The organism is Shewanella youngdeokensis, assembly GCF_033180165.1.
Taxonomy (GTDB): domain Bacteria; phylum Pseudomonadota; class Gammaproteobacteria; order Enterobacterales; family Shewanellaceae; genus Shewanella; species Shewanella youngdeokensis.
In genome coordinates this window covers 2,285,650-2,303,977 of the sequence record NZ_CP136522.1, presented here as the reverse complement: position 1 = coordinate 2,303,977, position 18,328 = coordinate 2,285,650, and the positions used below count along the sequence as shown (strand labels likewise).

Genomic DNA, 18,328 nt, shown 5'->3' with positions numbered 1-18,328 from the left:
TAATTGCGACCGAATATTAATGGCTAATGGGCTGTGCTGTATAGAGCAAGTGTTGTGTGTACCATGCGTGTAATATCGTAGTTTTGCAGTGTTATAACACGCTATATTGGTTTAACACAGACAAACTGGGCGAGGCCATGAAATGAAAACAAGTGGTTAGAGAGTCAGCGTTGCCTAATAGATTACTTGATAATCTGGTTGAAAGAAAATGTAGCTATTCACAAGGGGGATGAAGGCTGGGCAAAAGTGCAGTAAATAAGATCCACTGCACTTATTATTAGTAAAGCAATAAACTACAGCGCTATGTCTACCCACACTAAACGGTGATCAGACGAGACAGATTTTCCGCCGCCTCCCCATTTACCCACGCGTTTGTCATTCATCATTAAGCGGCCATCTTCAAAAGAGGCTGGCCAGAATACTCCAGAATCTGTCACATTTAAATCAGCTGACGGCATCACAAAATCTAAACGTAGCCCAGAAGTATTGGTTAGGCTGTCAGGGTAACGGGTAGCCCAGTTTTGCTCTTTACATTCACCCATTGCTAAACATTCTGGTCCGCCAAGGCTGGTGGGTATATTAACTCCATGAGTTGCATACTGATTCACCTTATCGCTGTGTAGTAAGTCCTTAATGGTGTCTAAATATCCGTCACCACTTTGAGGATCAGCATTTAAGTCGCCTAAAATAACAAATGAAGCATCAGTAGCTATGCCACCTTTGTGACCAGCGTCATCATATATGTAACTGGCATCACCTGAAATATAGTCATTCCAAAACTTAATTTCAGCGCGGTTAAGCTGTTTATTGTTTTCAGTAAATGTATCAAAAACCGGTGGTGTAGGGTGCGACAACAATAAGTGAACGACTTTGTCTCCATTTGCAGTTGGAATGATAATTGGCGCATCAACATGGTTTTTAGACGACATTGGTTTTGCTGCCCATGCTTGGTCGGTATACCAATTGTCACCGCATGTCATACCTGCAGGAAGAGGCTTGTTAGCATCGTTACAATTGGTAATAGTTGGGTTAGCGGCGCCTGGCATGTCTTTCCACTTAAAGTTTTGGAAAGTACGGATATTGTTGGTATCAATTGGGTATTGCGACAATACTCCGAAAGCATACTGACCATGATAGACACCAAAACCCCAAGCATCACCAGGTAAAGAAACTGTACCGTTATGGTCCAAATCAAACTCACTAAGTAAGCCCGTATTAGTGGCAAAGCTTTGCGCATAACCAAATTGAATTGGTTTGAGTAATTCAACTTTGTCAGCTGTAGAGCCTAACGCGTTCTGAGGCACCGACAGATAATTTAAACGAAACCCTTGAATAGCTTCTAGGTCTTCACCGGTGCCATCGTTATTGAACTCAGCCATTAAAAGGACTGCAGGGCGCTCGGTTTGAATAATTGCAGCGATGTTTTTAATTTGAATAACTTTTTCTGCAACTGCTTTATCTTCATCGTTAAGTGTGTTGTTAAACCATTTATCCATTAACGCATCTTGCTCTACGCGAGTAAGTTTCATTTCTGTAACTAGATCAGCGTATGAGCGTCTGTCGAAAGATAAGTTAAATGTACCGATACGAACGTTCTTAGTTGTAGGATCGGCAGCAATTGAATGGTTGTCATGGGTGTTACCGCTATGCCCAGATAGCAGTGCTACAGTAATGGCTGCGGTAATAGCAGCAACTGCTGCTGTTTTTAGTTGCTTCATGTTTTGATCCATCAATAAAATTAAAGAATAACGCCCAATACCTAGAGCTTCGCGCACATTCTATACACCTGTGAAGCTGATTAAAATATAACGGTCTGAATTAATGATTTGAACGCCGCTTTTACAGTCAACTATGATTTGATTTGACTAGATTAGTTTATCTCGAATATGCAATTGGGATCTCGATTGTTTACATTTATGCTGGTGGTATTTTGTTAATGTAATTTTGAACTCAATTCAAATAACAGCACTGATGGAATAAACCATAAAAGTAATTTAATGCAGCTAATTGATTCAAAAAATGCTGACAGCCTATTTAAAACATCTGATATTTACTTGTAAGTAGTGACTATATTCTTATAAATATCTATTTGCTTGTTGAATATATATTAACGATAGCATTTTATGCTAAAAAACCTACTTAACTTAAATTTTTAGCTAGCCAAACTTACTGCATCTTTTGGGTTGTGCTAATTGAGTTGTTGGTAATGTAACGTGCTTTAAGTAAATTAATGCGGGCGATTGTTGGCTGGGCGCACTTTAGTTTGGTCGTCTGTTATTCTGCTGGTGGAGTTGATGCGGTTTGTGGTGGTCGTTGTTAATGTGGGTTACAATATAAAAACATTGATGTACGTAACAAATTTATAAATTGATATGTACTACAATTACGAACATTGGGATGTATAACCATCTCAAAATACAAGATAGCAATATTGACAGTGTTTCACTGCAAAATAATCAAGTCGATATATAAATCGATATTTTTGGACGTTTGAAGTGTCTATTTTAATAGCCTTTATCAAACCTGTCGTTCACAGTCTTAAATTTTTTGAGTACTCACAATCAATGTATTTATTGGTCGTGTAATTACTTATTTATGGAAAATAATAATGAAAAAATCAATTATCCTACTAGGCCTTTCAGTTCTTATCACTGCTGCTCCTTCGTTTGCTGGTGGTACTTTTGGTGGCAATCCAGGCAATATTTCTAATATGAAAGAGTTGCTAGAACCACAGTGGAACGGTAAACCTGGCATTCAACATACATCAGCTTATGGCGTGATTGTACAGTGGAAAGCAGATGTTTGTGGCAGTTTTAATGGCCAAGAAGTTGATGTAAAAAAGTGTGCTACTAAAGCGAAGTAAATCTAAATAATGTTAAGCAAGGTGAATCACCAGGTTTTGACGCTTGGCACTGCATTTAAGGCGTAACCACGTCAAATGTAATAAGTTTTAGGCGTTAAATATTTAAGCTTAACCAAAAAGTGCAGTAAAACAGGTTTACTGCACTTACTTAAAATTGCTAGTTACAATTCAATGTCTAGTTACAACTCAATGTCTACCCATACGAAACGGTGATCTGAAGAAACTGATTTTCCTCCACCACCATAGTTACCTACACGCTCGTCATTCATCAATAAACGACCTTCTTCGAATGTAGCTGGCCAGAATACGCCTGAGTCCGTCACATTTAAATCAGCTGAAGGCATAACAAAGTCTATACGCAGGCCTGAAGTGCTTGTCACCATATCTGGGTATAGGGTGTCCCAGTTTTCGGCTCTACATTCGCCCGTCGCTAAACACTCTGGTCCACCAAGGCTAGTTGGTGCATAAACACCATTGGTCGCTAGTTGGTTCACTTTATCGCTGTTTAATAGCGCTTTAATGGTATCTAAATGGCCGTCACCACTTTCAGGATCAGCATTTAAATCACCTAAGATGACAAATGAAGCATCATCTGCAATGCCGCCTTCGTTACCTGCGTCATCGTAAATGTAGCTACCTTCGCCTGAAGTGTAGTCATCCCAGAATTTGATTTCCGCACGGTTAAGTAACTTATTGTTTTCCGTTACTGTGTCATAAATTGGTGGCGTTGGGTGCGATAGTAGTAAATGCACTACTTTGTCACCGTTTTCAGTTGGGATGATAATTGGCGCATCAACGTGGTTTTTAGACGACATAGGTCGAACTGCCCACACGTCATCTGTGTACCATTTATCACCACATGCCATACCCGCAGGGATAGGGTTGTTACTATCATCACAGTTGATAATGGTTGGGTTTGCTTCACCTGGCATGTCTTTCCATTTAAAGTTTTGGAAAGTACGGATGTTGGCCGTGTCAATTGGGTATTGTGATAATAAACCGAAAGCATATTGGCCGTGGTAGAAGCCAAAGCCCCAACCATCATCAGGTAGAGCAACGTTGCCGTCACGGTTTAAGTCAAAATCACTGAGTAAACCTGTGTTAGTGGCAAAACTTTCAGCATAACCAAACTGAATTGGCTCAAGTAATTTTTCAGTTGCGGCTGTAGCACCTAATGCATTTTGTGGAACTGATAGGTAATTTAAACGAAAACCTTGGATCGCTTCTAAGTCTTCACCGCTACCATCGTTGTTAAACTCTGCCATTAATAATACAGCAGGGCGTTCAGTTTGAATAATTGCTGCGATGTTTTTAATTTGAATAACTTTTTCTGCTACTGTTTTGTCTTCATCGCTAATCGTGCCATCAAACCACTGGGCCATTAACGAATCTTGCTCGACCTTGGTTAACTTCATTTCAGTTACGAGTTCAGCGTAAGTGTTTCGGTCGAAAGACAAGTTAAAGCTACCAATACGTACATCTGTTGTGACAGGTGCTGGCGTTGGTTCACTTGGATAGTAAATGTTGGTTTCGTCGTTGCACCCAGCTAACAATGCAATGGTAATAGCAGCAGCGGCTGCAGTTTTAAGTAGTTTCATGTTTTGACCCATCAATGATAATTATTATAAAACGCCCAATACCTTGGGTTGGCGGGCATTCTATACACCTGTTAAGGTGATTAAAATATAACAGTGTCGTTTATTTATTCAGGTGTCGATTTTGCACTCAGTTGTAGTGGTGTTGTTTTTTTCGTGCGACGTTAATGGTGTATTATTATTTGCTAATCTTTGCAAGGTTACCATAATTGTTGCGTATTTAGTCGGTGTGTTGATGTGATATAACTGACGTAGGCTAGGTGTATAATTGGCAGTAATGACTCATGGTCAAGCTTGGTTTTATCACTCTTTGCATCTCAAATTGATAACTTGCTTTTAATTAGGGGCTAATGGCAACAGTGATGCACTGGTAAAGTGAAAAGGCCTGCAAAAATGCAGGCCTTTTAAAATTAGCTTTCTTTGGGGCTAAGTCCACTTCAAAAACTTAGCAAGTCCAAAGAATACTGCTGCTAAAATTGGTTCATGGTGTTGTCTTTACCTGATGCTTTTAGTGCTTGATCACCAGAGAAATACTCTTTGTGATCATCACCCATATCAGAGCCTGCCATATTTTGATGTTTAACACATGCAATGCCTTGGCGGATCTCTTTACGTTGAACATTGGCAACATAGCCCAACATACCTTGGTCACCGAAGTATTCTTTTGCAAGGTTATCAGTTGATAAGGCCGCAGTGTGGTAAGTCGGCAGGGTAATAAGGTGATGGAAAATGCCAGCTTCACGTGCTGCGTCAGCTTGGAAAGTTCGGATTTTTTCGTCAGCTTGAATTGCTAGCTCAGTGGTATCGTAATCAATACTCATTAGGTTGTTGCGATCGTAAGCTGATACGTCTTGTCCCGCTTCTTCCATTGCATCAAATACTTGCTGACGGAAGTTTAGCGTCCAGTTAAACGATGGTGAGTTGTTGTATACCAATTTAGCGTTTGGAATTGTTTCGCGGATAGCATTAACCATGCCGCCAATTTGAGACACATGTGGTTTTTCGGTTTCAATCCAAAGTAAATCTGCACCATTTTGCAATGAAGTAATGCAATCTAAAACACAGCGTTCTTCACCAGTACCTGCGCGGAATTTAAATAAACCGTTTGGTAAACGAGTTGGTTTAACCAGTTTTCCACCTTGCTTAAATACCACATCGCCGTTTTCTAGTTTATCAGCATCTACAGCTTCAACTTCAAGGAATGAGTTGTATTGGTCGCCTAAATCACCAGCTTCATTAGTCACAGCGATTTTTTGCGTAAGGCCAGCACCTAAAGAGTCTGTACGTGCAACAATAACACCATCATCAATACCAAGCTCTAAGAATGCATAACGTACAGCATTGATTTTAGCTAAGAATTCAACATGGGGCACAGTTACTTTACCGTCTTGATGACCACATTGCTTAACGTCAGATACTTGGTTTTCAAGTTGAATACAACAAGCACCGGCTTCAATCATTTGCTTAGCCATTAAGTAAGTGGCTTCTTCGTTACCAAAACCTGCATCGATGTCGGCAATAATTGGTACAACGTGAGTTTCGAAATTATCAATTTTATCTTGAACAGCTGCTTTTTCGCTTTCGTTACTAGCATTGTCTAATGCACGGAATAAGCCGCCTAGTTCACGAGCATCAGCTTGACGAAGGAAGGTGTAAAGCTCTTTGATAAGTGAAGCTACAGATGTTTTTTCGTGCATTGATTGATCAGGAAGCGGACCAAATTCACTACGAAGTGCAGCAACCATCCAGCCAGAAAGATACAAGTAACGACGTTTGGTCGTTAAAAGATGCTTCTTAATAGAGATCATTTTTTGCTGACCAATAAATCCATGCCAGCAACCGAGAGATTGAGTGTATTGCGAAGAGTCTTTATCGTAGTTATCCATGTCTTCGCGCATAATCTTGGCAGTATATTTAGCAATGTCCAAACCCGTTTGAAAACGATTCTGCAAACGCATACGTGCTACAGACTCAGGGTTGATTGCATTCCATGAACTACCCTCAGCTTTAACTAAGGTAGCAGCAGCATCGATGTTAGCTCTGTAATTTGTCATGTTTAATTCCTTTAACAATATATTAGCAGCGGTTGATTACATTGAAAATTTTAGTTAGAAATGGTTAAATAAGTCTAATTTATACTTTCTATTCTCGGTATTCGTGTTATGAATGTGTCTCGTATTGATTTGAATTTATTGGTTTATTTAGATGTTTTACTCCGTGAGCGTAATGTTACTAAAGCAGCAGATCAGCTAGGAATAAGCCAACCTGCGATGAGTAACGGCTTAAAAAGATTGCGGACGTTATTTGATGACCCTCTGCTGATCAGAACCAGCCAAGGAATGACGCCCACTGAACGAGCGCAAGAGTTGCAGCCAACAATAAGCGAATTGATTATTGGTTTGGAAAAAGCCGTACAGCCACGTGCCGAGTTTAATTCGGTAGAGAGTGAAAAAGTCTTCCGTGTTATGGCAAGTGATTATGCTGAAGCGACATTGATCCCACCGCTTATTGCAAAGCTCCGTACTGAAGCGCCAAATATTATATTAGATATCATGACCCGAGCGATGTAAGTTTCCCTGATGTAGAACAAGGAAGAGTCGATATGGTTATTAACCGTTTCGATACAATTCCGCAATCTTTCCATCAAAAAATGCTCTGGAATGACGATTTTAGCTGTTTAATAAGCAAAGACAACCCTGTTTTGGAGAAATTTTCACTAGAAAGTTACCTCGAAGCAAAACATGTTTGGGTCAGCAAGACAGGTATGGGTGTTGGTGTCGGGATGGATCCTGATGACGTACAACGGCTAGGTTGGGTAGATGAGGCGTTAACTAGAATTGGGGTTAAGCGACGGATCACCGTATTTACTCGCCATTATCAAGCAGCCTGTTTGTTGGCCGAACAACAGGATTTGATCGCGACTATACCCAGTAAAATGGCACGGCAACATGATAAGAACGATCGTATAACCATAGTGCCACCGCCATTTATTATTCCACCTATTGCATTAACGATGGCATGGAGTCCGTTATTACAGCATAACCCAGCACACAAATGGATGAGAAAAATGATTACGGAAACAGCTGACGATATAAAAAGCGGCAAGGTGTAGCGTTTTAACATTAAAATCACTGAAAATGGTAAATAATCGCTTTTTGCATAAGGTATGTGAATAGTGGGAATCACAGCTATAAATTGGATAAATGTACTTCGTTTGATATAGGCTAAAGAAAAACCACCTAAATTGGTGTAATGAATATAAACGGATGATCACTGCCCTTAATTTAGCGGGGCGAGTCAAAGGAAAACAGAGGCGAAATATGACAACATATATTCAAGTTGGCGGACTACAAGTGGCCAAACCGTTGTGGGAACTGGTTGAAAACGAAATTTGTCCAGGGATCACAATCGATTCTCAATCTGTTTGGTCTAAATTCGAAGAGATCGTTACCGAATTTGCTCCTATCAATCGTCAGTTGTTAACGAAGCGCGAAACGCTTCAGCAGCAAATCGATGCCTGGCACATAAATAATAAAGATAAACAATTTGATTTAGCATCTTATAAAGCGTTTCTCTATGAAATAGGTTACCTAGTACCCGAAGGTGAGCCATTTAAGATCAGCACTGAAAATGTTGATACAGAAATTACCCACCAAGCCGGACCACAATTAGTGGTACCTGTTAAAAATGCCCGCTTTGCATTGAATGCTGCCAACGCTCGTTGGGGCAGTTTGTATGATGCGCTATATGGCACTGACGCTATATCTGAAGATGAAGGTGCCGAAAAAACAAAATCTTATAACCCGGTACGTGGGGCTAAGGTTATTGCTTTTGCTAAAAACCACCTTAATACAGCTGCGCCATTGGTTAACGCAAACCACGTTGATGTTGTTGAATATACCGTACAAGCAGGTGTGCTGATTGCCAATCTACAAAATGGTGAAAGCACGCAACTTAAACAGCCTGACAATTTTGTGGGTTATCAAGGTACAGCGCTAGAGCCAACGGCCATCTTATTAAAAAATAATGGATTGCATATTGAGATCCAAATTAATCGTAAGAGTGTTATTGGTCAGAGTGATCCTGCTGGTGTGACAGATTTGTTAGTCGAAGCCGCTATTACTACCATTATGGATTGCGAAGACTCTGTTGCTGCAGTTGATGCTGAAGACAAAGTTGAAATTTACCGAAACTGGTTGGGGTTAATGCAAGGGAATTTAAGCACTTCACTTGTTAAAAATGGTAAAGAGGTCGTTCGTGAACTGAATGAAGACCGGCATTACTTAGGTCCTAAAGGGCAAAAGTTATGTTTGCCTGGACGTAGCTTGTTGTTTGTTCGTAATGTTGGTCATTTAATGACAAATGATGCGGTACTAGATAAAGATGGCCAAGAAGTACCAGAAGGTATTTTAGACGGCATGCTGACAGTTTTAGCAGCAATGCATGATCTAAATGGTAATAACAATAATCGCAGTAACAGCCGTAAAGGTTCCATTAATATTGTTAAACCAAAAATGCATGGTCCAGAAGAAGTGCAATTTACCTGTGAATTGTTTACAAAAATTGAAGATGCGTTAAAGCTGGCACGTAATACCATTAAAGTGGGCATTATGGATGAAGAGCGCCGCACTACAGTCAATTTAAAGGAGTGTATTCGAGTTGCTGCAGAGCGCGTAGTATTTATTAATACTGGCTTTTTAGACAGAACCGGTGACGAAATACACACGTCAATGCAAGCGGGCCCATTTGTTGCTAAGTCATTAATGAAGCAGCAAAAATGGATCGCTGCCTACGAAGATTGGAATGTTGATATTGGTTTAGAGTGTGGTTTACAAGGTCGCTCACAAATAGGTAAGGGTATGTGGCCAATGCCAGATGAGATGGCTGCCATGTTAGAGCAAAAGATAGGCCACCCTAAAGCTGGCGCAAATACGGCATGGGTTCCGTCACCAAACGGTGCGGTATTACACTCTACTCATTATCATAAAATCAATGTTTCTGAAGTACAAAATAGCCTTAAACAACGCACGCGTGCCAATTTAGATGATCTGTTAACTATTCCGCTAATGGAGTCGGGTGACACTCTTACACCAGAGCTCAAATCCTTTGAATTAGAAAATAATGCGCAAGGCATATTAGGCTATGTTGTACGCTGGATTGACCAAGGTGTTGGTTGTTCGAAGGTTTTGGACATCAACAATGTTGGTCTAATGGAAGATAGAGCTACGTTGAGGATTTCGTCACAACATTTGGCAAACTGGTTGGTTCACGGGATCTGTACCGAAGATGAAGTTATGGCTGCGATGAAAAAAATGGCTGCAGTGGTTGATAGCCAGAATCAGTCTGACAGTCTTTACCAAAATATGGCGCCCAACTTTGATGGTATAGCTTTTAAGGCCGCTTGTGATTTGGTGTTTAAAGGTGTTGAGCAGCCTTCAGGTTATACCGAACCTTTGCTGCATGCTTATCGCATTGCTAAAAAAGCGGAAGTATAAACTTACAAAGAGTGGTGACAGCTAAAACGTTAGCCATAAACTGAATGCCAGTTTTCGATATTCGTTGACTGGCAAGAACTTGTGATTGACGAGTTGTGTCTCTGCAGGCCTAATCATTCATTACCAATACAACAATAGCCCGGCCTTGATTGCTGGGTTATTTGTATTGGGATAAAAGATAATGAAGTTATAACCCATTCTAACAGTTAGTACCTTGAGGAGGGGTTATAAATAAATGCTTTGCTTGTGAGCTACCTGATAAGCATTAAATGCCTCTGCTTTTAAGCATGTTATGATAACAGTCTGAACCTGCGCTGCTTAGATTGCGCAATGAATGCTTGCCTTCTTCTTGAATTCATTAACTTTTTTGTACGTTGCCGTGATTTTCTTTTCATCTACAATCTCCTCTGAAATGTGACTGAAGTAAAAGTAACATCTCTATTAACTCAGACTTTGTTAGTAATTAACGAAATTAGTGAACTGCCGGCCTAATTGATTTAATACCTAGGCACATGATTTATAGATTGATCCTATCAAGTGCATAATCAAAATTTACACCTGTTGCTGCGTTATAACTGTGAAGTTTACCGCATAAAGACGACTCCCAAACTGTGTGGCAATGTTAGCTAAATGTAGTTAATTATCGGTTATATATTGTCCAGGGGAATAATTCTGAAAATATGTTCTAAAATTGTGATTCAGGATTGAAAATCGAGATGTTAGATTAGGATTTGTTGAGTTAAAGTACGGCAAATTTTTTGGCAGTCATTACGCGTCGAGGCGCAGAGGATAAAACGTTGGATTTAACTCTTTATGTTAAGTTTTTTTTAGGGTTAATTGCGATTATCAATCCATTTGGATTGTTACCTGTTTTTGTGAGCTTAACCAGCCACCAAACTGAACCTGAACGGGTTCAAACGGCTAAGGTGGCCAACTTTGCGGTTGTGGTAATTTTGCTTGTCACTATTTTTGCAGGCCAACATATACTCAATCTGTTTAATATCTCTTTATCTGCATTTAGGATAGCTGGCGGCTCATTGATAGCGTTAATTGCGATGTCGATGTTGCAAGGTAAACTTGGTGAAGTGAAACGCAATAAAGAGGAAGATCGTGAGGCGTCTGGGATGGAGTCAGTTGCTGTAGTGCCGCTGGCTTTGCCGTTAATGGCCGGCCCTGGTGCGATTAGCTCGGTGGTTGTTTCGGCTGCTGAAAACAACACCCTAGTGAATTTGATAGGAATGTCGATTACCGTTATTTTGTTTGGCTTGTTGAGCTACCTGTTATTTCGGTTGGCTCCTGTTATTTTTAAATTATTAGGTAACACAGGCATTAACGTTATTACCCGTCTTATGGGGTTGTTGATGTTATCGATTGGGATCGAAGTGATTGCCGCAGGTGTTAAAGGGCTATTCCCGAATATATAACGGTTTTGCAGGAATGACTCATAACTGCTTCACTAAGATTACAGGCACCAGTGTTTGGTGCCTTTTTTATGTGCTGTGTGTCAGAGTTCTCGATTAAGTTCGAGCATAGAGCTCGTTTTGGGGCTAAAAAGATGCTGATGTAACTTTGCGGCAAATTCATCTGTCATACCTGAGATATAGTCAGCAATAACACGATGGCAATTTTGGCCTTCAGCTTTGGCATGTTTCCAACGCTCTTGTGTGTTGGTTGGCAGTAAGCGCTCTGGATCAGACATAAAGGCCTCAAATAGCTCCATTACAATCTGTTGACCTTTGTATTCAATCATTTGAATTTCAGGCTTTCTAATGACGTATTGATAAACAAACTTTTTAAGTACTGCTAGTGCTTCATGAAAGGGTTGCTCCAACGCCGCATTGTATTTAAGTAATGGCTCACTAAAGCCTTCAACCTCTACAATTGAAATTGCCGTCACGAATCCATTTACTAAGGTACCGATAGCATCTTTACGTAAATGATGTTGGCTGGAGAATAGGCGCTCACCAATAGATGTAAATTCTTGCTGTATCCAGGCATCATCACTATGACTCAGTATTTGTTCAACATCTTTTACCCACTGTTCATTGGCGACAATCCCCATTACGATAGCATCTTCGAGATCATGAACCGCATATGCGATATCGTCTGCTAACTCCATGATGGAACAATCTAGGGACTTATACTTTGTTCGTCTGTGCTTGCTATCGTCAATCAACATGTGTGATAAGAACAGCGACTTATCTGCGTTAGATAACGGCGCTAATACCCAATCAAGTACTGCTAAATCGTCATCAAAGATCCCTTTTACTGGCGGCCACTGTGAAGGTTTGAGTTGCCTAAAGTTATTCACTTCACTGTTAGGTAATTCTCGGTAAAGCTGGCTGTATGGAGTAGGGTACTTAAGTATGCCTAATAAAGTACGGCGGCAAAGGTTCATGCCATAGTTTTCGGTATAGGGCTCAAGTCGAGTGAGTATTCTAAAAGTTTGGCCATTACCTTCAAAACCACCATGTTTACGCATCATATAATTTAACGCAACTTCACCTCCGTGCCCGAATGGAGGATGCCCGATGTCATGGGCAAGACAAATCGATTCAATTAAACTCATCGAGTTGAGAGTCTGTTTTTGCTCAGGGTGTTTTTGCTTTAATTGAGCGCAAATACCAGTACCGATTTGACTGACTTCAAGTGAATGGGTCAAACGAGTACGGTAAAAATCGTTGAGTCCCACGCCTAGTACTTGGGTTTTTGCTTGCAAACGTCTAAACGCTGCCGAGTGTAATACTCTGGCGCGATCCCGCTGATATGGGCTACGGTGATCATTGCGGCGTTGCTTGTCTTCAGTTAAACGCCTGTCATGCCAAGGTGTTACATCCATGCTGTTTCCTTAACGATTACTAAAGTAATTTATTAATGTCATCTAAATCGAGCGTAAAGCTCGGAATAAAGCAGGCCATAAAATATTGGACTGCTGGGATGGGGTTTTCATTAAGGCTTTTTTCAAGGCGTTTAAGTGCAGTATTAAATTCAGTATTACCGGCACGGCGCTCTTCTAAACACTTTAAATAAGCACAAAGCGTATCGGCAGCTTTGACTAATGCCTTATATTCAGGTTCAGCATACTCGCTGGTAAGTAAAGCGCGGTAGTCGTCTTTAAACTCATCTGGCACCATTTCAAGCATGCGGTGCTCGGCGATAGCTTCAATCTTTTTGTATTCTGCTTCGATCTCTTTATTGAAATACTTTACGGGGGTTGGTAAATCGCCGGTAAGAATTTCACTGGCATCATGGAATATCGCTATGGTGGCAGCTTGATTTGGGTCGTAATTGCCATCAAATTTTTTGTTGCTAATAATTGCTAGTGCATGTGCAACCATAGCGACTTGTAATGAATGTTCTTGAACATTTTCGGTTCTGACATTGTACATTAGCGGCCAGCGTTGAATTAATTTCATTCTAGCGAGGTGGGCAAATAAGTGGCTCATTGCATTCCTTACAGCTCGGAGGAGTGTTCTGAGATTAGCATAATACATGCATTAAAAAACAACCAGTGGGTCGTTTATTTTACTCTGTAGAACAATTGCTGCTGGTTATGAACAAATTTTTTTGAGCTATAACGGATGTATCAAGCTGGGATTGGCTTTAGAGATAATAACAGTGCTCGATATTCACATTGCTGTACTATAAAGAGCACGTTATCAACAAGAGACTACGACTATTGTTTATAGCCACCTAAAAAATCACCAACATCATTTAGCGCTTTGCTCAGTTCATCTTTGTAGGGAAGGAACACCACTCTAAAATGGTCTGGTTCTGGATAATTAAAGGCTGTGCCTTGCACAAGTAAGATTTTTTTCTCTTTTAACAGGTCAAGCACTAAGCGTTCATCGTCTCGCAAGTTAAATTTCTTTTGATCTAGCTTAGCAAAAGCATATAAGGCGCCCTGCGGTTTGACCACGCTAACACCTGGAATTTGATTTAACATTTCATAGCAGGTATCACGTTGCTGTAATAAACGGCCGCCTGGTTGAATGAGTTCTTGAATGCTTTGGTAGCCACCTAACGCCGTTTGAATTGCGTGTTGATTAGGAACATTGGCACATAAGCGCATTGATGCCAACATGTCTAGGCCTTCAATGTAGCTTTTTGCCGATTTCAAGTTACCGGTTAGCATCATCCAGCCGACTCTAAAACCTGCCGCGCGGTATACTTTTGATAAACCGTTAAAGGTGACGGTTAAAATATCATTTGAAAGAATGGCTGCGGGAACATGTTCTGCTTCGTCATAGAGGATCTTGTCATAGATTTCATCGCTGAACAAAATCATGTCGTTTTGTCGGCAAAGTTCAATCACTTCTAAGATTAGTTCTTTGGTGTAGACCGCACCCGTTGGGTTATTAGGGTTAATTAGAAGGATCCCTCGAGTTCGAGGCGTAATTTTACTTTTTATGTCCTCAATATCAGGGAACCAATTAGCTGCTTCATCACAGCGGTAATGCTGCGCTTTGCCACCGGACAAATGCACTGCAGCTGTCCATAGTGGATAGTCAGGTGAAGGGATAAGGACTTCGTCACCACTATTAAGCAAACCTTGCATAGCCATCATAATGAGCTCAGAAACACCATTACCGATATAGATATCTTCGATACCTACGCCTAGAATACCTTGTGATTGGTAATGCTGCACAATTGCTTTACGCGCAGAAAATAACCCTTTAGATTCACAATATCCTTGGGCACTCGGTAAGTTGAGGATAACGTCTCGCACTATCTCTTCGGGGGCTTCAAATCCAAAGCTGGCAGGGTTGCCGATGTTGAGTTTTAAGATCCTGTGACCTTCGTCCTCTAATCTTCTAGCTTCTTTATGCACTGGACCTCGTATATCGTAGCAAACGGAATCCAATTTATTTGACTTGATAATAGGGCGCATCTAAACCTCGGAAATGCTTTTAAAAAGAGTTTAATGTCGATCAGACTTTATGGGAGCAACAATAACGAAATAGAGCGAATAATGATAGGGCTAAATATGTCCAAATATAGCGATATCGTCGACAGATGGCTTGTTGCACACACTATATCGAACGGTCATGCTGTGTTGAGGGTGGGGAGTGGCGATAAATACTGTAGTCGTTGTGGTTGTAGGCGTATTGAGCTACTTGATCTACGTCAATCATTAGGTGATCTAGTTTGATTGGCAAGCTTCTTGGTAGCCTTTGGCCGGCAATTTATGCTTGTTAGTTTGGGCATAAGGAACAACCCAATTGCGCTTGAAATTTAGGCCTGAGTAAAAATACAAAAAAGCCAGCCTAAACAGGCTGGCTTTTATTATTTCAACGGGTTTAAATTAAACGCGCTTTTTGAATTCGTTAGTACGAGTATCGATTTCAATGAAATCACCAGTTTTAACGAAGTCAGCAACACTTAATGTGCTGTTACCCGCGATAGTCGCAGGCTTCATTACTTTACCTGATGTATCGCCACGAGCTGAAGGCTCAGTGTAAATAACTTCGCGAATAACGGTGGTTGGCAATTCAACTGAAATTGCTTTACCTTCGTAGAAAGTTACTTGGCAAATATCTTCGATGCCATCAACAATGTATGCAGCTGCGTCACCGAGGTTTTCAGCTTCAACATCATACTGGTTGTATTCTGAGTCCATAAATACATACATAGGATCAGCGAAGTATGAATAAGTACAGTCAAGACGTTCTAGAATGATGTCGTCTAACTTATCTTCGCCTTTAAACGTAGTTTCAGTTGTAGAATCAAGCAAAACGTTTTTCAGCTTTAATTTTACGATAGCTGCGTTACGACCAGAGCGAGTTGTTTCTGTCTTTAGTACAACCCAAGGTTTGCTATCTAACATGATCACGTTACCAGGACGGATTTCATGAGCAGTTTTCATTACACTATTTCCTATTTTTGGTATTTTTGTTTCAACGACGTATCTTAGCTATTTTTCACGAATTGAACTAGTCGAGAAGCAAGATCTTCGTCAATTAATGCGTTAATTGGCCATTGTTGTGCGTGATCAAGCAACGCTTGTCTATTTAATAACAATTTTTGCCATTCGTTCTGGGTCGCTGCAATTTGTTCTTGGTTAAACGCAACATTAAGACCACGCCATAATTGGTTTAATTCAGGGCTCATTTCTGCGCCGTAACAATCCATAAATGCATCTAGTTTTACTAAATGGTAGTCGTCCTCTTGCGGGTAGATATGCCAAACAAACGGTCTAGCTGCCCATTGAGCCCGTAAAAATGAATCTTCACCGCGAACAATATTGATATCACAACTCCACAGCAGTCGGTCATAACCTTGCTGATCTGTCATCGGTAAAATGTGAATGGTTAAATTGCCAAAGCCTATTTGCTGCCCAGCTTGTAATTCACTTATTGGGCTTGCAATAAGTGACGTTAAACTGTTTAAGCTGCGGCCTTTTGGTACCAGTGCGTGCACCGGGGTGGATGACTGAGCCCATAATTGGCATAAACTCAGTAAGGCTGCACTTTCATAACTAAACACACTGATGACTGTATCAGTTAAATTTATGCCACTGAGCCCTAATTGTGTAAACAGCTTAAGTCGATTTGAGGGATCTGCTTGCCATTGCATGCGGTTTGGTAAAGTATCTTTTTCACAAATTAGACCGCCAGTTTTGGCACCAAATCCGGGAAAGTAAAAATATTTTTTAAGACCACTGTTTTGCAAAGAAGGTAAACCATGGCAACCCTCAACCCAGTCTTCGGCACTCAAATATTCTAAGTTAAGCCATAAAGGTGCTGCGGGCGCACCGAGGGAGCTTTTATGCTTTTTATGACACTCAAGCATGCTATGTTGCACTTCAGCTGGCAAGTTACAGGCAAAGGCTTCGATTAGCACGTCAGCAGGAATAAAAGGAGTAGGGAGTGGCTCAGTCCAGTGATTTATAGTAACGCCATGCTGTACTTGGCTGTCAAGTTTAGGGTTAAGCTCAGGTAGAATATGCGAAAAACTTTTTAAATCGTCGACCCATAACGTCAAATGGATAGAATATTCAGTTGTAAGTTGCTTAGCCAGACGCCAAGTCACACCAATGTCACCATAATTATCGACGACGGCACAAAATATATCCCAACGTTGATTAGGTAGGGCTGAGTTAGTCAGGCTGTTAGTCAATGTGTTACGACCTCTTTAAAACACAAAAAACGGCATAAATGCCGTTTTTTGTCGCTAGAAACAATAAACTAGGTTGTTTATTAATCTTCTAGTTCTGCTAAACACATCTCTTCATAGATTTGTTTAACCCAAGCATCAACACGCTCTTCAGTTAGCTCTGGTTGACGATCTTCATCAATTCCAAGACCAACAAAGTGTTTGTCATCAGCAAGTGCTTTTGAAGCTTCATAGTCATAACCCGCAGTTGGCCAGTGACCAATCACGATAGCACCACGAGCTTCAACGATTTCGTTAACCATCCCCATAGCATCAAGGAAGTATTCAGCATAATCTTCTTGATCGCCACAACCGAAAATAGCAACTAGCTTATCTTCAAAGTTAATTTGTTCTAATTCAGGGAAAAAATCGTCCCAATCACACTGTGCTTCACCGTAGTACCAAGTTGGGATCCCGAAAACAATCAAATCATACTCGGCAATTTCTTCTTTGGTACTTTTGGCGATATCTTTCACCTCAACCATTTTTTTGCCCAGTTTTTTCTGGATCATTTTGGCGACGGCTTCGGTGTTGCCTGTATCAGACCCGAAAAAAAGACCTACTGTAGCCATTGTTGTTCCTTTAATATCTAGTTTATTCAGGGGTTACTAACTGTAAAAGCACTTAATTAGTCACTTGCTTTTGCAGAATTAATTCTATTAGCTGACTACGGCTGATATTACTGGCCGTAGCTTTTTGATTCAAGGCGTCATATAAATCTTGTGACACCTTTAACTCTATTCGCTTTAACCCATTCGCTCTATCGCGTTGGATTTGGTTTCTCTTGTTAATTTTTAGCTGTTGGTCCCGTGGCAATGGATTGCTACGTGGACGACCACGTCTTGTTTCTGTTGCGAACAGATCAATGGTGGTTCTGTCTGATGTTTCTTTTGCCATTGATTTTGTATTTACCCGATGCCTGAACCTTCCCAGGTCATCTGTATAATCCCTTTTGCTATAAACCCGGCGCAGCCGAGAAATAAAACGATCCAAACTATATACTGACCAAACTTAGGGACTTTGCCTTGTTTGAGTACATCGTTAATGGCCATACCAATAAAAAAGAAGATAGCTGCAAAAAACAGGTTCAACCCTAAGGCTTCAATCTGTCCCATGTACTGCATTAACATCTATCATCCCTTTTGGCCAAAAAAAGTGGCGCGAATATACCATATAAGTTTATTTGCGGCTATATGCTTTACATGTAAATAGCGGTAAAT

At 40.6% G+C, this 18,328-nt stretch carries 14 protein-coding genes and 1 pseudogene; 4 read left to right on the top strand and 11 right to left on the bottom strand.

What is annotated here, in order from left to right; all coding sequences use genetic code 11:
* Positions 1–293: 293 nt before the first annotated feature.
* On the bottom strand, positions 294–1,718 hold the full coding sequence (locus RGE70_RS09870) for an endonuclease/exonuclease/phosphatase family protein (RefSeq protein ID WP_310471287.1): 1,425 nt from the start codon (positions 1,716–1,718) through the stop codon (positions 294–296).
* 890 nt (positions 1,719–2,608) lie between these two features.
* On the opposite strand from RGE70_RS09870, the gene RGE70_RS09865 reads away from it, so the two are divergent.
* The gene (locus RGE70_RS09865; RefSeq protein ID WP_310471286.1) at positions 2,609–2,863 is read left to right on the top strand and encodes a hypothetical protein; all 255 of its coding nucleotides are present in this window, start codon (positions 2,609–2,611) and stop codon (positions 2,861–2,863) included.
* A 179-nt stretch (positions 2,864–3,042) separates the two neighbouring features.
* Here the strand turns inward: RGE70_RS09865 and RGE70_RS09860 are convergent, their stop codons facing one another.
* Both RGE70_RS09860 and RGE70_RS09855 read right to left on the bottom strand, forming a co-directional pair.
* The gene (locus RGE70_RS09860; protein ID WP_310471285.1) at positions 3,043–4,461 is read right to left on the bottom strand and encodes an endonuclease/exonuclease/phosphatase family protein; all 1,419 of its coding nucleotides are present in this window, start codon (positions 4,459–4,461) and stop codon (positions 3,043–3,045) included.
* A gap of 467 nt (positions 4,462–4,928) precedes the next feature.
* Positions 4,929–6,512: an isocitrate lyase gene (locus tag RGE70_RS09855; protein ID WP_310471284.1), complete on the bottom strand. Its 1,584-nt coding sequence runs from the start codon at positions 6,510–6,512 to the stop codon at positions 4,929–4,931.
* A gap of 108 nt (positions 6,513–6,620) precedes the next feature.
* Here RGE70_RS09855 and RGE70_RS09850 point away from each other — a divergent pair.
* The 3 genes and pseudogenes from RGE70_RS09850 (at position 6,621) to RGE70_RS09840 (ending at position 11,377) form a co-directional block, all read left to right on the top strand.
* Positions 6,621–7,570, top strand: a pseudogene (locus tag RGE70_RS09850) (LysR family transcriptional regulator).
* 208 nt (positions 7,571–7,778) lie between these two features.
* Positions 7,779–9,953: a malate synthase G gene (locus tag RGE70_RS09845; RefSeq protein ID WP_310471283.1), complete on the top strand. Its 2,175-nt coding sequence runs from the start codon at positions 7,779–7,781 to the stop codon at positions 9,951–9,953.
* 797 nt (positions 9,954–10,750) lie between these two features.
* Positions 10,751–11,377 (top strand): YchE family NAAT transporter, encoded by a 627-nt coding sequence (locus tag RGE70_RS09840; protein WP_310471282.1) that lies wholly within the window; start codon positions 10,751–10,753, stop codon positions 11,375–11,377.
* Between the two features lie 80 nt (positions 11,378–11,457).
* Here RGE70_RS09840 and RGE70_RS09835 read toward each other — a convergent pair whose 3' ends face one another.
* From RGE70_RS09835 to RGE70_RS09800, 8 genes are all read right to left on the bottom strand, one after another.
* Positions 11,458–12,792, bottom strand: coding sequence for an anti-phage deoxyguanosine triphosphatase (locus tag RGE70_RS09835; protein WP_310471281.1), 1,335 nt, complete (start codon positions 12,790–12,792; stop codon positions 11,458–11,460).
* A gap of 19 nt (positions 12,793–12,811) precedes the next feature.
* Positions 12,812–13,399, bottom strand: a complete 588-nt coding sequence (gene yfbR, locus RGE70_RS09830) for a 5'-deoxynucleotidase (protein WP_310471280.1) — start codon at positions 13,397–13,399, stop codon at positions 12,812–12,814.
* A 230-nt stretch (positions 13,400–13,629) separates the two neighbouring features.
* On the bottom strand, positions 13,630–14,844 hold the full coding sequence (locus RGE70_RS09825; protein WP_310471279.1) for a pyridoxal phosphate-dependent aminotransferase: 1,215 nt from the start codon (positions 14,842–14,844) through the stop codon (positions 13,630–13,632).
* A 414-nt stretch (positions 14,845–15,258) separates the two neighbouring features.
* Positions 15,259–15,819: an elongation factor P gene (gene efp / locus RGE70_RS09820; RefSeq protein WP_310471278.1), complete on the bottom strand. Its 561-nt coding sequence runs from the start codon at positions 15,817–15,819 to the stop codon at positions 15,259–15,261.
* Positions 15,820–15,863: 44 nt separating this feature from the next.
* Positions 15,864–17,060: an elongation factor P maturation arginine rhamnosyltransferase EarP gene (gene earP, locus RGE70_RS09815; RefSeq protein ID WP_310472959.1), complete on the bottom strand. Its 1,197-nt coding sequence runs from the start codon at positions 17,058–17,060 to the stop codon at positions 15,864–15,866.
* A gap of 92 nt (positions 17,061–17,152) precedes the next feature.
* Positions 17,153–17,680, bottom strand: a complete 528-nt coding sequence (gene fldA, locus RGE70_RS09810; RefSeq protein WP_310471277.1) for a flavodoxin FldA — start codon at positions 17,678–17,680, stop codon at positions 17,153–17,155.
* 52 nt (positions 17,681–17,732) lie between these two features.
* Complete coding sequence (ybfE, locus tag RGE70_RS09805; protein WP_310471276.1) at positions 17,733–18,005, bottom strand: LexA regulated protein; 273 nt, start codon at positions 18,003–18,005, stop codon at positions 17,733–17,735.
* 11 nt (positions 18,006–18,016) lie between these two features.
* Positions 18,017–18,238 (bottom strand): DUF2788 domain-containing protein, encoded by a 222-nt coding sequence (locus RGE70_RS09800; protein WP_310471275.1) that lies wholly within the window; start codon positions 18,236–18,238, stop codon positions 18,017–18,019.
* Between the last annotated feature and the right edge of the window lie 90 nt (positions 18,239–18,328).

Excerpts from the sequence above, each read along its gene's own strand:
- RGE70_RS09870 (WP_310471287.1), bottom strand. The coding sequence starts at position 1,718 with ATGAAGCAACTAAAAACAGCAGCAGTTGCTGCTATTACCGCAGCCATT.
- RGE70_RS09865 (WP_310471286.1), top strand. The coding sequence starts at position 2,609 with ATGAAAAAATCAATTATCCTACTAGGCCTTTCAGTTCTTATCACTGCT.
- RGE70_RS09860 (WP_310471285.1), bottom strand. The coding sequence starts at position 4,461 with ATGAAACTACTTAAAACTGCAGCCGCTGCTGCTATTACCATTGCATTG.
- RGE70_RS09855 (WP_310471284.1), bottom strand. The coding sequence starts at position 6,512 with ATGACAAATTACAGAGCTAACATCGATGCTGCTGCTACCTTAGTTAAA.
- RGE70_RS09845 (WP_310471283.1), top strand. The coding sequence starts at position 7,779 with ATGACAACATATATTCAAGTTGGCGGACTACAAGTGGCCAAACCGTTG.
- RGE70_RS09835 (WP_310471281.1), bottom strand. The coding sequence starts at position 12,792 with ATGGATGTAACACCTTGGCATGACAGGCGTTTAACTGAAGACAAGCAA.
- yfbR (WP_310471280.1), bottom strand. The coding sequence starts at position 13,399 with ATGAGCCACTTATTTGCCCACCTCGCTAGAATGAAATTAATTCAACGC.
- RGE70_RS09825 (WP_310471279.1), bottom strand. The coding sequence starts at position 14,844 with ATGCGCCCTATTATCAAGTCAAATAAATTGGATTCCGTTTGCTACGAT.
- efp (WP_310471278.1), bottom strand. The coding sequence starts at position 15,819 with ATGAAAACTGCTCATGAAATCCGTCCTGGTAACGTGATCATGTTAGAT.
- fldA (WP_310471277.1), bottom strand. The coding sequence starts at position 17,680 with ATGGCTACAGTAGGTCTTTTTTTCGGGTCTGATACAGGCAACACCGAA.
- ybfE (WP_310471276.1), bottom strand. The coding sequence starts at position 18,005 with ATGGCAAAAGAAACATCAGACAGAACCACCATTGATCTGTTCGCAACA.
- RGE70_RS09800 (WP_310471275.1), bottom strand. The coding sequence starts at position 18,238 with ATGTTAATGCAGTACATGGGACAGATTGAAGCCTTAGGGTTGAACCTG.